Consider the following 18,270-nt stretch of genomic DNA (forward strand, 5'->3'; position numbering starts at 1 on the left):
ACGCGAACCGGAGATGCCTGGTCCTAGGGGTTTCCCGATTAATAGTTAGGCAGTGATGCGGATCAAATCGCCTCAAGTGCGGCGCGATTCGCTCTGCGACGTATGGATCAGGTTTTACCCGTAGTACGCCGAAATCGATACGAATCTGCTTGCACGTGCATCGTTTTCTGCCCGAACAGCCAATTTCGATACACAGCGCGAGTCATTAAAACAGCGCGCGCCTCGGTGCTCAAAACCACGCTTAAAAGCGCGCTTCGATCTGCGCGATCTTCTTCTCGATCGCGTTGCGCACCACTGCATTCGACGGCACCATCAGCAGTGACGCCCCGATAATTCCATACACGCGATTGCGCCGTACCTTCGACACTTTCTGTGGATCGAGCCACGCGTCGTTATCCACGAGCAGCAAAAGCGTTTCAAGACCAATCAGAATCGGCCACAAACAGGCGAGCCGCAAGCGGATGGAAAACGCCGGAATCGCGAGCGTATAGTCCAGCGCTTCGCGGAAATGATCGAGCGTCCCGCGCAAAAGTTCGACCATCAGCGGCCGCGCGCGCATCGAGTTTGCGGGCAGCAACAGATCCTGCGCGCTCAGGCCGGCCCGATCCAGCATGCTCTGCGGCAGATAGCAGCGGCCGATCCGCAGATCCTTGCCGCAATCCCGCAGCACGTTGGTCATCTGCAGCGCCTTGCCAAAACGCACCCCTCGACGCGACATCGTGTCGGGTACTTCTTTCAACGTTCCCGGCATATGCGCGTAAGTCATCGTGGTCCAGAACTCGCCGACGCAGCCCGCGACCAGATACGTGTACCGATCCAGTTCGTCGTACTCGTGCAGCGCGGCGATCTGGCCGGAGCGCTCATCGGGGAAAGTGCGCAGATCGAACTCCATGCCTTCGGTCAGCGTCGACACGATTTCCCGCACTGCCTGGCGATCCGGTTCGCTGAGCTGCATCAACACGTCAAGCGCGGGTCCGAGCGATTCGAGCAGGACTTTCTCGTCCGACTGATTCTGCTGACCCGCCACTTCGGCGGCCATGCGTTGAAACAGCGCGTCGTCGTCCGTCGCGCCGTTCACCCGATCGCGCAGCGACAGCAGCAACGCGAGACGTTGTTCGGGCGGGATCAGCGAGGTATCGGCGATCGTGTCGGCCGCGCGCGCGAGCAGGTACGCGAGGCCGATCGGGTCGCGCATGCCCGCGGGCAATACGCGCAGCGTGAGATAGAAGGAGCGTGAAACGCCTTTCAGGAGCGGGCCGAGAAGGAAGGCCCGGGTCGGATTCGGCATGGAATGGTTCAGGTCGATGTTAGGCAGGAGCCAGCACAAAAATGGCTCGAAATCAGGCGCAGCCGAATTGTATACGGCGAAACGTTTTCACCCCACGATGACCGCCAGTCCGCGCTACCGCCCGTCGGCAGGGTTTCAACGCGTCGCGCGCCGCCGCTGATTCAAGCGCCAGCCCAGCCCCGCACGATCACGCCCGCCAACGCCGCCGGATCGCCAAGCGCCGTCTGCCCGGATAAAATCTCCCGCATCCGGTCACGGCGAGCGCCGCCGCTCCATCGCGGGAACGCCAATTGCTATCGTAGTTTGTTTTAGCACCAGACGGCTTGTGGCCAGGCCGTCGTCTTCCGGCACTTTGAATGACATATCTACAATGACGAACCACGAATCCCAGACGTCTTCCCGGCCTGGCGCAATGCGGTCTGACGCGGCTCGGTCTGACGCGGCGCGCTCCAACGTGGAGACGGGTGTACCTGGTTTCGACGAGATCCTGGGCGGAGGGCTGGTGCGCGGCGGCGTCTATCTGCTCGAAGGGATGGCCGGCGCGGGCAAGACAATCCTGTCGAGCCAGATCGGTTTTCATCGTGTAAGCCAGGGCGAGAAGGTGCTGTACATGACCTTGATCGCGGAATCGCACGACAAGCTGCTGGGGCATCTGAAAGGCCTCAGCTTCTTCGACGAGAAAGCGGTCGCGCAGCAAATGCTGTTCGTGTCCGGCTATCACGAGCTGATGCAGGACGGTCTCGACGGCTTCCTGAAGCTGATCGCGTCGAGCATTTACGACTATCGCCCGAGCCTGATGATCATCGACGGCTTTCGCAGTGCACGCGAGTTCAGCGAAACCGAACTGTCGCTATCGAAGTTCATCCACGAGTTGAATGCGCTGGTCGCCGCGATGGATTGCACCACGCTGCTGCTCGCGCCGCTCTCCGGCAACGAGCCGCATCCCGAACACACGCTCGTCGACGGCCTGATCGAGCTGAACCGTTACAACGACGGCATGCGCCGCGCCCGCGAGATCGAAGTGCATAAGATGCGCGCGCGCAACCATCTGATGGGCAAGCATTTTTTCCGTATCGCCGAAACCGGCCTGCTGATGTTCCCGCGCCTCGAAGCGCAAGGCGCGGTGCCGCAGGGTCCGGTCGATCTGAAGACGCGTCTGGGCTTCGGCCTGCCGCATCTCGACAATCTGCTGGGCGGCGGTTTTGCGCAAGGATCGACGACCACGTTGATCGGGCCGTCCGGCGTCGGCAAAACCCTGCTCTGCCTGCAATTTCTCGCGGCGGGCGTGGCGCGTGGCGAGCGCTGCCTGTACCTCGGTTTTTACGAAGGACCGCAGCGGCTGATCGGCAAAGCGGAAGCGGTCTCGATCGGCTTGACCGATGCTTACGAGGACGGCCGCCTCGTCATCCAATGGCAGCCGGCGATCGAACTGGCTGTCGACGAACTCGCGGCTACCGCGCTCGCCACGGTCAAGCGCATCGGCGCGTCGCGGATCGTGATCGACGGCGTGGAAGGTTTTCGCGACTCCGCATTGCGCACCGAGCGCTTCGGCCTGTTCCTGAACGCGCTGCTGCACCAGTTGCGCGAGGCTGCCGTCACCACGTTGCTGACCGAAGAGTTGCCGCTTTACGCCGACCCCGGCCATGCGAAGAGCGTGCGGGTTTCCGCGTTGACCGAAAACCTCGTGTTGCTGCGCTATGCCGAATCGGATGCGGGTTTGCGGCGGATGATCTCCGTCGTCAAGCAACGCGAAAGTGCTCACGACACCTCGCTGCGGGAGCTGGTGATTTCGTCCGACGGTCTCGACGTGATCGAAGGTCCGGGCAGCGCTGCCGGTACGCATCTGGCGCTGGGCCTGTCGGCCACGCTGCCGGCGCGACGGACGACGTAGCCCCTCATGAAAACCATTCTGGTTGTGGACGACGAGTTCGACATACTCACCGTATGGCGGCTGCTGCTGGAGCGGCACGGCTATACGGTGCTGACGGCGTCGAACGGGGCCGCCGCGCTTGAACAGATACGCAAGACCCGGCCCGACGTCATCGTGTCGGATTGCATGATGCCGATCATGTCGGGGCTGCAACTGTGCGCGGCGCTGTACGCCGATCCCGATCTGCGCGCCATTCCGATCATCCTGTGCAGCGCGGCTTCGGACATTCCCGTGCAGCCGAATCCTCATATCGCTTACGCGCGCAAGCCGCTTTCATTCGACGAACTGCTCGCCATGCTTCAGCGCATGGAAGCTTGACGAAGCACGCGACAGCCGTGCCGGTCTCCTTCATTGCAGACCGGCATGGTTGATGAACATCTTCTTATTGAAGTCGTGCCGGAAATCGGCGCATCCCTCGCTTTCCTGCATCCCGCTTCACGAATCGCGAATCCCACCGCCTGCGAACGCGGCCAACCTCGGCGCTCTCACGTTGAGACGATCGCGCCATTTCCCGAGCTTTTCCAGCGTTCTCCGATTAGCTGCCGGCTTTTAAAGTAGCTCATCGATCGCGCACGGCCAGAACTTCGGAGCGCGTCGCAACTTTCGGAGGACTCGGTGATGAACAGCAATCGTGGCTCGATTCCAGTTGCTTTCTTCGGGATCGCGGTGGGCGCTTTGGCGTTCGCCAACTTGTGGCGGGTGGCGATCAGGGTATGGCACCTGCCCGCCGAGGTGGGAACCCTGTTGACGGTCGCGTCGCTCGCCGTGTGGCTCGTCGTTCTGGCCGCGTACGGGCACAAGTGGCTGACCGACGCCGCCACGGCCCGCGCGGAAATGCAGCATCCGGTGCAATCGTCGTTTGCGGCGCTCGGCCCGGTGTCGAGCATGCTGGCCGCGCAACTTCTGCAACCGTATGCCCGGACTGCCGCGCTCACGTTATTCGTCGTCTCCGTGATCGCGCAACTGGCGCTCGGCGCGTATCTGCACGGACGGCTCTGGCAAGGCGGACGCAAGCCCGAAATGACCACCCCGGCCATTTATCTGCCGACAGTCGCGCCGAGCTTTGTCGCGGGAACGGCGGCGGCTGCGTTCGGATTCCATCAACTGGGCGAACTGTTTTTCGGGGCCGGGCTGTTGTCGTGGCTCGCTATCGAATCGATGGTGCTGCATCGCGCGGCCGTTCATGAACCGCTGCCCGCCGCACTGCGCCCGATTCTCGGCGTGCAACTCGCACCGCCCGTAGTGGGCGGCGTGACCTACCTGAGCCTGACCACCGGCACCCCTGATCTGTTCGCGATGATCCTGCTCGGCTATGGTCTGTATCAGGCGCTGATGCTGTTGCGTTTGCTGCCGTGGATTCGCGAGCAGGCTTTCGTGCCTGGCTACTGGGCCTTCAGTTTCGGCGTAGCCGCATTGCCGACAATGGCTCTGCGGATGGTCGAACGAGGCGCGACGGGTCCGGTGGAATGGGCCGCGCCGACTCTGTTCATCGCGGCGAATGTGATTGTCGGTATCCTGGTGGTGAAGACGTTGAGTCTGCTGGTGCAAGGCAAGCTGGTTCCCGCTGCCGGTGGAGCGGCAGCCGCGGCGAGCCAGGCCGTCATCAAGCAGGCGACCGCCCACTGACGCATCACAAGGGCCAGTCAGTCAATCGATGCAGCGAGACGCATGGCGCTTCGCTGCATCGCCACATCAGCCCGGCGGGCGCGGCACCCGCAGCGGCGCAAAGCGACAACTGTGTCGCCGACAAGCTTCAGAACCCGTGCAGCGACACCACGATCAACGCCGCGCCGACCACCGCCACCACGTCTTCGATCAGCGCGGCGGGCGCATCCCGACCGAAGGTTCGCGCCATTGCAGCCCGCACGCTCGCACCACCGAGCGTGCCGATCACCGCGCCGACGATACCCACCACCGCGCCGAGCGCGCCGACAATCCAGCCGCCGGCAAGCCCGCCGTGAGCGCCGCTGATCGCCGCGCCGCTCAAGCCACCGAGAATCACGCGCGCGCCGAATTGCATCGGCACTTTGCGGCTCGGCGTCTCCGGCAATTGATCCGTAATCAGTTCGACGACAGCGAGGACGGTGAAGATATAAGGCGTGGCCTTGAAACCGAGAAATGCGAGCGAGGTGCCCGCCAGCGGCAACCATCCGAGATAAGCCGCCCAACTGACGGCGGCGGGAGCGGTCATCGCGCGAAGGCCGGCGATGATGCCGATGAACAATGCCAGGACATACACGGACATAGTGGACTCCGAATCGGGGCAATGATGCGCGGTTGGACAAGCCGACGGCTTACCTGGACGAACGTCGGCAGAACGTGTCGAGCATTTCACCTGGACAGTCAACTTCTCACCGCATCAATCGGGACGATCCGCAGTTGATCGCGCGGTTGCCCCATTTCGGTGTGGCCCTAGTGTCGCACAATTCGACGGACGAAATGCAGCGGGTGTGCCCGCATGTGGCGGCGGTTTTGCATCGCGCATCGCTTTGCGTTGAGCCGCTCTCGCACATCCCTTTCAAACGGTGATAAGTTAGCCGGCTCACAAGAAAATCTAATGCATTTCCATGAGACCGAATCTTCCGTTGAATGCGCTGCGCGCGTTCGAATCGTCCGCGCGGCATTTGAGTTTCACGCGCGCCGCGCTTGAGTTGAATGTGACGCAGGCCGCCGTCAGCCAGCAGGTTCGATCGCTGGAGGAGCGGCTGGGCACGATGCTGTTCAAGCGCCTGCCACGCGGTCTTGCGATGACCGACGAAGGACTCGCGCTACGCCCCGTGCTGACCGATGCATTCGACCGCATCGAGGCAGTGCTCCGGCAATTCGAAAACGGCCATTTTCACGAGGTATTGACGATCGGCGTGGTCGGCACGTTCGCGGTCGGCTGGCTGATGCCTCGGTTGAAATCGTTTCGCCACGCGCACCCATTCGTCGAATTGCGATTGCTGACCAACAATAATCTGGTCGACCTCGCCACCGAGGGACTCGATTTCGCGATCCGTTTTGGTGACGGCACATGGCCCGGCTCGCTAGCCACCCGTTTGCTCGACGCGCCGCTCGCCTTGCTGTGCACGCCGGAGATTGCCGCGCGTCTTTCAAAACCCGACGACCTCGCCGACGAGACCCTGCTGCGTTCCTATCGCGCCGACGACTGGACAAGCTGGTTCAACGCCGCGGACATCACGCCGCGCCCGATTCGCGGACCGGTTTTCGATTCGTCGCGATTGATGGTGGAAGCGGCAATGCAAGGCGCAGGAATCGCACTCGCGCCCGCGCTGATGTTCGATCACGAGATCAACACGGGCCGTCTCGTCCGTCCATTCGATGTGGAGGTTCATGCGGGCAGTTACTGGCTGACGAGCCTGAAGGGCAAACCGATGACGCCCGCGATGGTGCTGTTCAGCCAATGGATACTCAAGGAAGCGGCGCAATACGCACCGGCTTAGCAGAGCGACACGCGGCGGTGACCGTTCATCGCGGGCCGCTCGATTTGCGGCGGAAATACGTTCCACGAGCCGTCGTCGTGGCGGAAGAAAAAGATCGACAGCAGGCCGCCGGGGCGCAGCGCTTCGACGCAAACGTAGCGCTGGTGTTGCGACGCGCGGTGGCAAAACTGCACCACGCGTGCGGGCATCGACGGAGTGGGAGCGAGCCATTTGTCGACGGCCCAGTGCAAGGTTTTCTCTGCGGCGACCATGATGTTCTCCTCGAATTTCGACGTGCTCACACGAGTTGCGCGGCAACCTCGTCGCCCTTCGCATTGCTCTCGACAAAGGCCTTCACGAGACACACCAGCGCATGCACGCCGGTACGCGGATGACGCAGACAGCAATGCACCTGTTCGCTGCGGCTTTCGCCGAACAGACACCATGCGCAAAAGTGCTCGCAATTGTTGGTCAGCAGGCGATAGCGGTTTTCGCCGAGACGGGAGCGCGCGCGGCGCACCGCTTCATCGCCGGCGTAGCGGGCACTCGGTGTCGTGCGGATCGACAGCGGATGGCCGGCGGCGAAGTGCGACAACTCCACTTCTTCCACCGGTCCGCGATGCGTTGAACCCGCAAAGCCCGCGTAATGGACGACGCGACCATTGCCTACGTAAATGCCGTGGTGTTCGTAACCGCGCCGTTGAATGACGAGATGCGCACCGATCGGCAAATCGATCGTGGACGATGTTGCGGGGCAAACTTCGCTGCCTGTTTGAAGAGAGAGAGTGTTCATCGCTGGCCTCGTTTCGAATTCCAACACTGTTGCGAGGTCTTTTGCATGTTCCGGGCCATGTGCTGAAAAGCCCTTGGTTAAAGGGGTTTTCACGTTTTCAGCCGATAGCCGGTCCGAAATGTGTCAGCTATGAGCCGACAGATTTCGTGTTGAAGTGTTGGTGTGTGACGCTCTGTATGCGTCACGCAGTACAGCAGAAGAGTGGCAATTTGAGGCGCGATCGAACAACGCGAAATGCAGGCTAAATGTGTTGGACCTCACACCGGTTTCGATTCGCGCCTGTTGGTTTAAAGCCGACCTATGATGCGGCGTATGCGCCCTCCTTCCGTGCGCAACCGCACGGAATCACCGCACAATCAAGACGTTGCGACCGTCTATGATTTAAAGCCATAAATTGGCATGGCATTTGCACCATCACGTTCAAATTCCTTTAAACCGCGCGCGTTTTATATAAGTCGCGCGAGGCCAACCGGAGAACGACATGGCTCATATCACAGTGAACGATCTTTCGCTGAATCTCGCGCTCGACCGCAAAGCAATGGCAGCGATTCGCGGCGGCGGCGGTGCGCCGTGGGTATACGGCTGGATCCAGCCGTATGTTCGCGACACGCCGAGCATTGGACCCGTCGTCAACCTGTACGAGGTGTCCAACAACTTCTATGCTAACCAGATGATCAACCAGTTCCAGTCGGTGGACGTGCGCAATACCGGCGCGAACTCGAACATCGCAGTCGCACCCGACGCCCTCAGCAAAAACAATTCGGTGTAAATCTTGTGACCTGTAAGAGCCAATTTCGCTGGACGTCGTCCGCGCGCTCCGACGCCGGACGTGTTCGCGAGATCAACGAAGACGCCTGCCTCGACCAGCCCGGCACCGGACGCTGGGCCGTCGCCGACGGCATGGGCGGACATGCGGTCGGCGATCTGGCGAGCCGCCTGGTGATCGACGCGCTAAGCCGGATCGCATCACCTGTCAGCATGAAAACGCTGATCGCCGATGCCCGCGCGCGACTGCAAACCGCCAATCGTCAACTGAGGGACGAAGCCGCGCGTCGTCAGGTGCAGCGCATTGGCAGCACGGTCGTCGTGTTGCTCGCTTGCGACCGGTTCTGCGGCTATGTGTGGGCAGGCGACAGCCGCATCTACCTGTATCGCGGCGGCCAGTTGCAGCAACTCACGCGCGATCACAGCCAGGTGGAACAACTGAAATCGCTCGGCGTCATTACCGATGAAGAGGCGCGACATCATCCGGCACAACACATGATTACGCGCGCGGTCGGCGCCACGGACATGCTGGATCTCGACGACGACGCAATCGAAGTCGTCGACGGCGATGTGTTCGTGCTATGCAGCGACGGCCTGAGTAACGAACTCAGCGACGACGAGATAATTGCGGTATTGACTTCCGCGGAACGGGAGAACGCGTCTGAAGAACTGGTTGAACTGGCACTGGCGAAAGGTGGCCGGGACAACATCACCGCGGTCGTCGTTCAGGCGGAAGACCCCAATGCCACGGACAAAACACTGCTGAATCCGGCACCCTGAAGCAGGCCGTTTAATACTACGCGTCCCCTTCTTCTTCGTCGTGCTCATCGGCGCCATTCCGGTTTGCAGGCGACATTGCGCGATTGCGAAAGTCTTTCGAGTGCAAGCCGTGTTTCTTCAAAAGCATCTGCAAATGCGAGCGATTCATGTCGATCCGCCTCGCCAGTTCAGCGACGGTACCGTGCACTTCGCGAAGTCCGCGTTCGAGAAAGGCTTTTTCTGCGTCGTCACTGGCGGCCCGTTTTGCATCGCTCAGCGACATCAGATTCGCGACGCTGATCGGCTCCTGCCCGCTTACCGATGTCATGACATTTGCGGAGGCCGACGAACCCGGCGACGCCGGACGCATGTCCACCGGCAAATGATCGATGTCCGCCATATCTCCCGCGAGACACGACACCCGATACATCACATTACGTAACTCGCGAATATTTCCCGGATACGCGTAGTTCAGAAGAAAGTCCCTTAAACGCGGGGTCAATCTGACGGGCCTGCGCTTTAAGGTTCCGGCGGCCTCGTCGCCGAACCACGCGATCAGCAACGGTATTTCATCGCGACGCTCGCGCAACGGTGGCAGCGTGACGTGAATCACACTGAGCCGATAGAACAGGTCCTCGCGAAACTTGCCCTCTTCGCTGAGTTGCCGCAAGTTGCGATTCGTCGCCGCGACAATACGCGTGTCGACTGCAATCGTTTCATCCGATCCGACTCGTTGAATCTCGTGCGCTTCGAGCACGCGCAACAGTTTCACCTGCCCTGCCAGCGGCAACTCACCGATTTCGTCGAGAAAGATCGTACCCGTATGCGCGCTTTCGAATTTCCCCTTGCGGTCGTTCGACGCCCCGGTGAATGCCCCTTTGCGATGCCCGAACAATTCCGACTCCAGCAGATTGTCCGGAATCGCGCCGCAGTTCACGGAGATAAACGGTTTGTCCGCGCGCGAGCCGTTCGCGTGAATCACTTTCGCCATCAGTTCCTTGCCGGTGCCGCTCTCACCATCGATCAACACGGGCAGGTCGGTCGGCGCCGCCTTCTCGGCAATTTCAAGCGATTCGAGCAAACGCGCATTATCGCCAAACGTGCCCTCGAAAATGAAGCTGCGTTCGAGCAACGCCTTGCGCCTTGCACCGCGCGATTGATCGGCGCGCTCCTGCGGCTCGGCCGAAGTCGCCGCCTGTACAAAGCGCTCCTTATGCGATAACTGCATCACCTCGTCGCGTAACGATGTGGCCTGCCGCAATAGTTTGTCGATATCGGCACGCTCGAGTCGCGTCGACCAGCGCAGCGTCGAGCGCAGAATCTCGATTCGTTCGATCAGTCCCGCGTACGAGATTGCGGGGCTGGCCTCTTCAATCTGGTCGAGTATTTTCATCTTCACGCACTCAACTGTTTCTGGACCAGCTGATAGTACATGCCGCCGCGCTGGATCAGTTCATCGTGACGGCCCTGTTCGACAATCGCGCCCTCATACAGCACGAGAATCTTGTCCGCTCGCATGATGGTGCTCAGCCGATGAGCGATGATCACCGCAGTGCGGCCCTTCAGGATGTCGTGCATGTTGCCAAGAATATTGCTTTCCGATTGCGAATCGAGCGCTGACGTGGCCTCGTCGAATACGAGAAAACGCGGATCGTGATAAAGCGCGCGTGCAATGCATAACCGCTGAATCTGCCCGCCAGAAAGGCCTATTCCACGTTCGCCGACAATCTGCTCGTAGCCGAGCGGCATCTTGCTGATGAATGCATGCGCGTCGGCCATCTTCGCGACCTCTTCAATACGCCGCCGATCGGGCACGTCGTCGCCACTCGCAATGTTCTCCGCAATCGTGCCGGAGAACAGCAGATTGCTCTGCATCACATACCCGATTTGCGCACGGTAATACGCTTTATCGACGACACCGAGGTCATAGCCGTCTATCGTCATCTTGCCTTCGCTCGGGGCATAAAATCCCACCAGCAGTTTTGCCAGCGTGGTTTTACCGGACCCGCTGCGGCCTACTATAGCCACCAGTTCTCCCGGCTTGATATCGAAACTGATGTTTTCCAGCACGTACGCCGAGTCGTTTTCGCCGTAGCGGAAGTACACCCCGCTCAGGCTGATATCGCCTTGCAACTCGGGCAGCATGACGCGAGACGGTAAATCCTGCGGCTTCTGTTCTGGTTCGATATCGAGTACATCGCCGAGACGTTCCATTGCAACGCCCGCGTCGTTCAGCATGCTCCATAGACCGACGAGTCCCATTAACGGACTCAATACGCTGCCCATGAAAGCGTTGAATGCAATCAACTGACCAATCGTCATTTCACGCGCCAACACCAGGTTCGCACCCACCCACAGAATGGCGATTGTCGTCGCCGCGTTGAGCAACTGACTGCCAAGTCCGACGAGAATATTGAATGCATGCGCGCGGTACTGCACTTCGAGCGCTTTCGCGTACTTCTTCTCCCAGCGCAAACGCACTGGCCGCTCGATGCCCATGCCTTTGATCGTCTCCACGCCCGCGAGTGCTTCCATCAAAAACGACTTCGATTCCGTCGATGCAGTGAACACCTCGCGCGCGTAGCTTTTTATTTTTGGCGTGGCCAACGCGGTTAACGCCATGATTGGAATGACGAATGCAATTAGTACAAGCGTCATCTTCACGTTGTAGACGAACATGATGGTGAAGTAGATGAACACCATCAGCAGGTTGAGTGCAGTCGTGACGGTCGACTCGGTCAGAAACGCGCGGATAGTTTGATTCTCCTGGAAGCGCGCGAAAATATCGCCGGTTTTCCGTTTGGCGAAAAACGAAAACGGCAGCGACAGCGTGTGTTTGAAGAACTGCGACATCATCGCGAAGTCCATGTTGCGAACCATGAAATTGGCGAGATATGCGCGAATCGACGACATCAGTTGCGAAAAGACATTGGCGATAATCAGGCCGCCTATCAGCAGATGCAGCAGGCTCACGTTCTGATGCACGATCACGCCGTCGAGAATGTTCTGGATAATCAGAGGCGGAATGACGCCCAGCACCTGAATCACAAAGGTAGCCAGAAACAAATGACCGAGAATCTTTTTATAAGGTTTGAGGTAGCCGACAAAACGTATCCACGGCGAACGCGCTGCTGACATCTGCAGCAGATGCGGACCACCGGTAAATAACAGACAAGTACCGCTCCAGCCACGCTCGAAATCTTCGACCGTCAATTTCCTGAACCCGAGCGCGGGATCGGCGACCCATACGTAGTCTTTCGACAGACCATACACCACCACGTAGTGATAACCCTCCCAGTGCACGATGAACGGCAGATCAAACCCACGTAGCGAATCGAAAGTGCATTGCACGCCGCGCGCAGTGAAGCCGAGCGCTTCGCCCGCACGCGCAAGGCTATCAAGCGTGGCGCCCTGGGTGGTGACGTTGGCTAGTTCGCGCAATTTGCCCAGCGTCATCGGAATACTGTAGTGACGGCAAACCATCGCGAGACACGCCGCGCCGCAATCCATTTCTTCAGCCTGCTCGACCAGTGCAAAGCGCTTGATAAGCCTCTCGCCGAATTCAGGCTTGCTCTGCAAATCAAGCATCAACGGCAATTTTCGACGCTGCTCGAGTCGCTTTTGCCGTTGCAATTCGCGGTCGCCGTAGCGAATCCGTTCGTCGAGAACTTCACGCAATTTCGGATTGCGTTCAAGAATGAAGTGGACCGTCCGCTCCGGTATGACCAATAGCCGCGTGTCGATGCTCGCCACGACCGAAGCCATCTGTTCCTGCCGCATCAAACACGCTTTCTCGCCAAATATCTCGCCTTCGCCAAGCGTCGCGAGCGTGTAGTCGTGGCCTTCTTCATGTCTGACAATGCGAACTTCGCCTTGGCGCACCACGTAAAGCCGTCGGTCGTCGCGACCGTCCTGCTTGAGAATTTCCTTGCCCGCAGCGACCCGTTTCACGCCGACGCTGCGCACATACTCTTCGAGTTCCGCCTTATTCAGTTTGCCGCGCAGGTCGAACAATTGTGCGACGAAGCCGCCTGCCGAATTGATCGCGACATAGCTCGCGACAAATGCCAATGCGGCCTGATTGCCGGCCATCACCGGCTCGATCGCGCTGCGGGGAATAAACAGCAATTCGGTTTTCGCCGACGAGCGTACCGATGCTTCATGCACATACGTACGCAGCATCGCTATGTCGGCAAAAATCTCGCCGGCCTTGCGCACGCCCATGCTGGTTTCCTTACCGTGCTCCTCGGTGAAAATACGTACCGAGCCTGAGCGCACGACATAAAGCCCTTCGGCCACCTCTCCCGTCGAGCAGACCGTTTCGCCAAACGAATAGAAGCGCGCTTGCGCATAGTCGGCAAGACGCTCGATCTCGTCGCGTGAAAACGGCGAGAGAATCTCCACCGAAGCTAGAAACTCGGCGGCGGATGGCGCGGTCTGGGGTGCATCCATGTTATCGGGCCTCGATAACGTGCTCCTGCGCACGCGCAATCAGCCAGCTTTCACGCAGCAGGCGCCGCACTTCGGCGGCCACATCCGCGTCGAGCGTGGCGGGATACTTCGCCGTTACGGCGAAAATCTCATAGCACGATCGATCCGCCGAAGGAAATGGACCGAGCAGATCGCCCACTGCCGCATTGAATATCTTGGCCTCGATATCCGGCTTCAGCGATCCACGCAGCACTTTTCCGATCACACCGCCGGCCTCGCGGGTGTCCGCAATTGAATGCTCGCGCGCCATGTCGGCGAAACTGTCGGGGTCGTCGTGCAGATACGAGATCATTTCCTTCGCTTTACCCTCGCTGTCGAGCACGATATGGCTCACTTCGATCGAGTCGAACTTCGGTGAATTCAATGCGAAGTAGTCTTTTATCGCCGACTCGTTGCCGACCTCGTCGAGCATCTTCTCCTGATACAAACCATCGGTGACGAAGGCCTCAAATTCGTCGAGGCTCACACGGAGAACATCGAGATACTGATTCATATCCGTCGCGCGATGCAGCCCGCGCACGCGGCGGAACTGATCGGCGCGCTGCTGGATTTCATCGGCGGTCACGACAATGCCCTGCTTTTTCGCAGCGTGCACTGTGAGCTTGTCGCGCACGATCTGCTCGATCAAACTTTCGAACTGACCAGTCAGTTTCAGAAGACGGATGAACTCAGCCACATCCACGACTTCATCATCGATACGCACTATCGCGGTCATTTCATCGGCTCCTTTAATTGACGTGTAATCGGCGTGCTCAAGCGGTACTCAACCCGCTACCTGCCTGAACGGATCGAGACCGAGATCGATCAGGCGCCGCTCGCGCACCACGATCTCCGCGTTGGCCGTCATGCCGTAGCGCAGTGGATAACGCGTATCGGCGATCTGGTAGTAATTTCTGTCGAGCGTCACACGGCCTTCGTAGACCGGCTGCTTATCCTGTAACGACGGCTTCGTGGCCGGTGAGATATAAGCCAGCGTGCCGCTGATTAGCCCATAGCGCTGATACGGAAACGCGTTGAATTTCAGCTTGACCGGCAAGCCTTCATGCAGAAAAGCACGATCATGCTCGGCGATTTCTATCTTGAGCACAGGCCGCGCATCTTTCGGCGCGATGCCGCCGAGTGGGGCGTTTGCCTGGATCTTGTCGCCGCGCTGGGTCGACGTCACGTCCGTGATGACACCCGAAACGGGCGCCAGAATCAGCAGGAAATTGTCCTTGTCGATGTTCTCGAAGCGGATTCGCGCAGCAGCTTCGGACACGAGTCGCGCGGTCTGCAATTGCAAACGCAGTTTGTCTTCGGCGTCGGTGATATCGCGCACTGCGGAATCGTATTGAAGCTGAAGGTCGGTAGTTTGCTGGCCACTGGTTTCGAGTTGTGCGTTGGCCTGCGCGTATTCGTGACTGAGGCGGAAGTCCAGTTCCGCGAGCTTCGATTGCGCGACACGGTACGCGTTATCGGCTTCCATCGCAGCGGTGCGCTTCTGCTCGACCTGCAATTCGGCAATCCCGCCGCCGCCGGGTTGTGCGAAGAGTTTCGAATAGCGGTCCAATTCCTGACGCGCTGCCTCGCGCGTGCGACGAGCGTTGTCGAGCACACTGCGCGCTTCGTCCAGTTCGGCCTTCTGTCCTTCCGCAAGCTTGGTTGTACCTTCGGATACGCGGTTTTCGTGCTGCCGCGCCTCCACTTCCATTTGCGCCTTGAGCGCCGCCGCTTTGCGCTCCATTAACGCCTTCTTCTCGGGGAACTGCTTCCAGTCACGTTCGGCGTCTTCGAGTTTGAGTTGCGCCTGTAGCGCATTGCTTGCGGCTTCGATTGCGCCACGAGCGTTCAATCGTGCGAGCACGTCGCCCTTCGACACCGGCTGTCCCTCGGCGATATACAGATCGGCAAGCTCGCCGTCGATCGGCGCATAGATGCGGCGCACTTCCGATTCCGGCGACAGCGTTCCTTGCGCGGACACGATCACATCGGCGCGGCCCACGAACGACCACAACAGCCCGGCGACCACCAGCGCGACCATCGCCCAGATCAGGGCCCGCGCGATCTTCACTGGCTCGGCGGTCAGAATGGCGATGCCTTCGACGCTGTGATCCTCCAGCGCCTCAGACAACGGCCTAGGGTGATTCTCGCGCTTCACTCTGCTCGCCTCCGATCAGACTCAGTTTTGCTTTCAGCAACCCGGGGTCCAGCACCATGCGCAATTCCGTCAGCGAGCGGCGCTGTAAATCAGCTTCGGCTTCGATATCCGCGAGAAGGCGGTCAAAATCCGCGGGGTGATCGGCCTTCAATTGAGTGTAGATGCGCATGCCCTGTTGCGCCGACGTCTGTGCGTCGGAGAGCAATCGCGCCTCGCTGCGGAATCCCGGCGATATGCCCGCCTCCAGCCGTTGCGTTCCGCCAATCGGGCCACTCGCGCGATACTGCTTCCACAGGCTCTGTGCGCGCAGCAGCAGATCTTGTGCGCGCGCCAATGCCTTGTCGTGTAATGCGGCCACGTCTTTCTGAATCGATTGCACGAACCAGGAATCCGCTGCGGGGTCGAGACTCGCGTAGAACGACAGCAGGCGCTGGTCGTAATCCTTGCTGCCGCGCGCTTTCTGTAAATCGCCGAATTGATCGAGCAGGGCTTTCTTGTGTGCAAGTTCTGCGGCGAGTACGTCTGACCATGGCCCCGCAGGCATGGCCTGCAAACCGGCCAGCGCCTGTTGCGCATCGCCGCGCTGCCATGCGGCGTTCACCGCGTCCTGACGCTGGATCACGTCAGATGAAGGCAGTCGGCTCGCTGCGAGTTGCTGGAATTGCGACTGAAACGGCGGCGTGCTGAAATGCGCCGATTTCAGCATCGCAAGCAAAGGGGTCAATTGACGACCGAGCGCGGCATTCAAGAGTGCGGTGTACTCCCGCAAATCCGCCCGCACCTGATCGAGGCCGGCAAGACGTGGATAACGCTGCGCGTAATCATCGAGTACCGGCGGCAACGCGTCGGGTTTATCGTGCGCCAGTTCGGTGCGTATTGTGCCGTTCAACCGGTCTATCGCCGCGACATACACCGAATCGTCGCTCTCCAGTTTTCGCAGATGACTTAGCGCCTGCGCATACGGCTCGGCAAATACCGGCACATACGAAGCGATCCGGTCGAGTGCACGCTGATGACCCTTCGCGTCGTCGTCCCAGCGCTGCAGCAGATTGTTGATCGTGGCTTCGTCCGCGTACAGATGAATCGGCGCATCGACGCCGCCGCGCGCGGCCACGAAACGCTCCAGATCTCCAACCCACTGCAATTCTCCGACCAGCGCAGTTGCATCGACATTGTTTTCGCTCAACGATTTCATCTCCTTGAGCAGCGCGTCGGCCTGATCGAATTGGGCTTTTTCCAGCGCATTCAGCCAGCCAGGAAGCTTCGCCTTTAATAACGCCTCGCTCGCCAGCGCACTGACTTTCGTGTCCGTGGGATGACTCGACAGATAGCCTTTCGCGGCCACGACCGCGCTGCTGTAATCGCCGCTCGCGAGCAGGTTCTTCAATTCACGCTCCGACGAACCATGCAGATAAAGCGCTACGGATATTGCACCTAGCAGGACAATGCCCGCACCGCCCCAGCCCGCAATCCGCTTCATTCCAACGCGATCGCCGTCCGCAAAAGCATTGCCGAGTTCGCCCGCAAGCAAACGCCAGCGTCGCGATTTCCCTTTCGCGCTGGCCGCGTTTCCCGAGCCGTTCACGCCACTTCCATGGCTCGCTTTATGCAGCCCGTTTGTGCCGTTCGTGCTATTCGCGGTCACGGCCTGTGCGGTGACCGGCTGCGATGCTTCGTTGATTTCGTCCTCGCGTTGCAGCGCCGGATCGACACAAAAAATATCGAGGAACGAATGCGCGGCACCGACGAATGTGGTCTTGTCGGAATCGGCCGCGTCATCGACGGCAGGATTGAGGAATAGCTGGGTCACGGTGGGCTCGACTTCAGGGGGCGTTTGCAGCGACACCCTGTAGACGAAGTGGTCGCCGCCAAATGCAACGAGGTCGCCCTCTACAAGCGGTATCGCCGATTCGTCCAGGCGCTTTCCGCCGACGAATGTTCCATTCGTGCTGCCGAGATCTTCGACATGGAGATCGCCGCCCTTCAAATAGATATGAGCGTGACGGCGTGAAATGTAATTCACCTGATGCGGATAACGCTCCTTGTAGCGCGAAAAAACGTCGTCCGCCTTGCTGACGAGGAATGGGAAAGCGTGCACCTCGATGGGTTGCAAGTCCAGGTCGTCGCGCTCCGGTATCAACAGAAGACCCGGTGCAGACGGCGCACTCGCTGCCGCAACGATGCGAGCACGCGGTTCTATGCTCACGCGATAACAAAGCTCGCCGCCAAAGCACAATTCGTCGCCGGCTCTGACGCGCGACGGGGTTTGCCGGACGGCGACGCCATTCACCGTCGTGCCGTTCTTACTCCCGAGATCGGCGACATACACCGCGCCGTGTTCCGTGAAAACCCGCGCATGACGGCGCGATAATCGCGCGATGCGCTCGCTGGAGTAGTCGGTGAAAGGTGCTTCGCTGCGTCCGATGGCGAACAGGTTGTCGACAATCCGGATCGCGTCGAGCGCGGGACGTTGCGCAGATGCAGCGGATGCAACCGGCGACAATACGACGTCGAATGCGGCTTCCACGGTCTCACGCATTTCAGCAATCGGAGCTTCGCCTGTGGCCATTTTTTATCTGGATCACTAAGCGTTTACCCGCTGCGTCGAGAACGCAACGGAAACGGAAAGAACGACTACGGCGAGACGACGTTGTTCTGAAGAGCTGCATGCTTGCTGGCTCC

General features: G+C 59.8%; 15 protein-coding genes. 6 read left to right on the forward strand and 9 right to left on the reverse strand.

The features are described 5' to 3' along the window. Positions 1 to 241: 241 nt before the first annotated feature. On the reverse strand, positions 242 to 1,288 hold the full coding sequence (locus tag BLS41_RS27455) for a phytoene/squalene synthase family protein (protein WP_074770520.1): 1,047 nt from the start codon (positions 1,286 to 1,288) through the stop codon (positions 242 to 244). A 370-nt stretch (positions 1,289 to 1,658) separates the two neighbouring features. Between BLS41_RS27455 and BLS41_RS27460 the strand changes: the two genes are divergently transcribed. The 3 genes from BLS41_RS27460 to tehA all read left to right on the forward strand — a co-directional run bounded on the left by BLS41_RS27460 (position 1,659) and on the right by tehA (position 4,844). After that, entirely contained in the window at positions 1,659 to 3,179 is a 1,521-nt protein-coding gene (locus BLS41_RS27460) for an ATPase domain-containing protein (protein WP_436972035.1), read from the forward strand. Positions 3,180 to 3,185: 6 nt separating this feature from the next. After that, positions 3,186 to 3,536, forward strand: a complete 351-nt coding sequence (locus tag BLS41_RS27465) for a response regulator (protein ID WP_074770522.1) — start codon at positions 3,186 to 3,188, stop codon at positions 3,534 to 3,536. A 300-nt stretch (positions 3,537 to 3,836) separates the two neighbouring features. After that, the gene (tehA, locus tag BLS41_RS27470; RefSeq protein ID WP_074770523.1) at positions 3,837 to 4,844 is read left to right on the forward strand and encodes a dicarboxylate transporter/tellurite-resistance protein TehA; all 1,008 of its coding nucleotides are present in this window, start codon (positions 3,837 to 3,839) and stop codon (positions 4,842 to 4,844) included. 127 nt (positions 4,845 to 4,971) lie between these two features. Here tehA and BLS41_RS27475 read toward each other — a convergent pair whose 3' ends face one another. Next, the gene (locus BLS41_RS27475; RefSeq protein WP_074770524.1) at positions 4,972 to 5,463 is read right to left on the reverse strand and encodes a DUF4126 domain-containing protein; all 492 of its coding nucleotides are present in this window, start codon (positions 5,461 to 5,463) and stop codon (positions 4,972 to 4,974) included. A 322-nt stretch (positions 5,464 to 5,785) separates the two neighbouring features. Here BLS41_RS27475 and BLS41_RS27480 point away from each other — a divergent pair, with 322 nt between their 5' ends. Beyond that, positions 5,786 to 6,664: a LysR family transcriptional regulator gene (locus BLS41_RS27480; protein WP_074770525.1), complete on the forward strand. Its 879-nt coding sequence runs from the start codon at positions 5,786 to 5,788 to the stop codon at positions 6,662 to 6,664. Here the strand turns inward: BLS41_RS27480 and BLS41_RS27485 are convergent. Both BLS41_RS27485 and BLS41_RS27490 read right to left on the reverse strand, forming a co-directional pair. Further along, a complete protein-coding gene (locus tag BLS41_RS27485) occupies positions 6,661 to 6,915 on the reverse strand; it encodes a hypothetical protein (RefSeq protein ID WP_074771227.1) in 255 nt (84 codons plus the stop codon). The genes BLS41_RS27480 and BLS41_RS27485 overlap by 4 nt on opposite strands. A 26-nt stretch (positions 6,916 to 6,941) precedes the next feature. After that, positions 6,942 to 7,436, reverse strand: coding sequence for a lecithin retinol acyltransferase family protein (locus BLS41_RS27490; RefSeq protein WP_074770526.1), 495 nt, complete (start codon positions 7,434 to 7,436; stop codon positions 6,942 to 6,944). 481 nt (positions 7,437 to 7,917) lie between these two features. Between BLS41_RS27490 and BLS41_RS27495 the strand changes: the two genes are divergently transcribed. Together BLS41_RS27495 and BLS41_RS27500 are read left to right on the forward strand one after the other, a co-directional pair. Further along, a complete protein-coding gene (locus BLS41_RS27495; protein WP_074770527.1) occupies positions 7,918 to 8,205 on the forward strand; it encodes a hypothetical protein in 288 nt (95 codons plus the stop codon). Positions 8,206 to 8,210: 5 nt separating this feature from the next. Next, on the forward strand, positions 8,211 to 8,981 hold the full coding sequence (locus tag BLS41_RS27500; RefSeq protein ID WP_074770528.1) for a PP2C family protein-serine/threonine phosphatase: 771 nt from the start codon (positions 8,211 to 8,213) through the stop codon (positions 8,979 to 8,981). Positions 8,982 to 8,997: 16 nt separating this feature from the next. Here the strand turns inward: BLS41_RS27500 and BLS41_RS27505 are convergent, their stop codons facing one another. From BLS41_RS27505 to BLS41_RS27525, 5 genes are read right to left on the reverse strand one after another with little or no spacing between them, the layout of a single operon-like run. Continuing rightward, positions 8,998 to 10,353, reverse strand: a complete 1,356-nt coding sequence (locus tag BLS41_RS27505) for a sigma-54 interaction domain-containing protein (protein WP_074770529.1) — start codon at positions 10,351 to 10,353, stop codon at positions 8,998 to 9,000. A gap of 2 nt (positions 10,354 to 10,355) precedes the next feature. Then, a complete protein-coding gene (locus BLS41_RS27510) occupies positions 10,356 to 13,412 on the reverse strand; it encodes a peptidase domain-containing ABC transporter (RefSeq protein ID WP_074770530.1) in 3,057 nt (1,018 codons plus the stop codon). Position 13,413: 1 nt separating this feature from the next. Then, positions 13,414 to 14,166, reverse strand: a complete 753-nt coding sequence (locus tag BLS41_RS27515; RefSeq protein ID WP_074770531.1) for a peptidylprolyl isomerase — start codon at positions 14,164 to 14,166, stop codon at positions 13,414 to 13,416. 48 nt (positions 14,167 to 14,214) lie between these two features. Continuing rightward, positions 14,215 to 15,588, reverse strand: coding sequence for a beta-barrel domain-containing protein (locus BLS41_RS27520; RefSeq protein WP_074770532.1), 1,374 nt, complete (start codon positions 15,586 to 15,588; stop codon positions 14,215 to 14,217). Then, positions 15,566 to 18,157, reverse strand: coding sequence for an FHA domain-containing protein (locus BLS41_RS27525; protein WP_074770533.1), 2,592 nt, complete (start codon positions 18,155 to 18,157; stop codon positions 15,566 to 15,568). Before BLS41_RS27525 ends, BLS41_RS27520 begins: the two co-directional genes overlap by 23 nt. Positions 18,158 to 18,270: the final 113 nt, after the last annotated feature.

The sequence above is a fragment of the Paraburkholderia fungorum genome (genome assembly GCF_900099835.1).
Classification (GTDB): domain Bacteria; phylum Pseudomonadota; class Gammaproteobacteria; order Burkholderiales; family Burkholderiaceae; genus Paraburkholderia; species Paraburkholderia fungorum_A.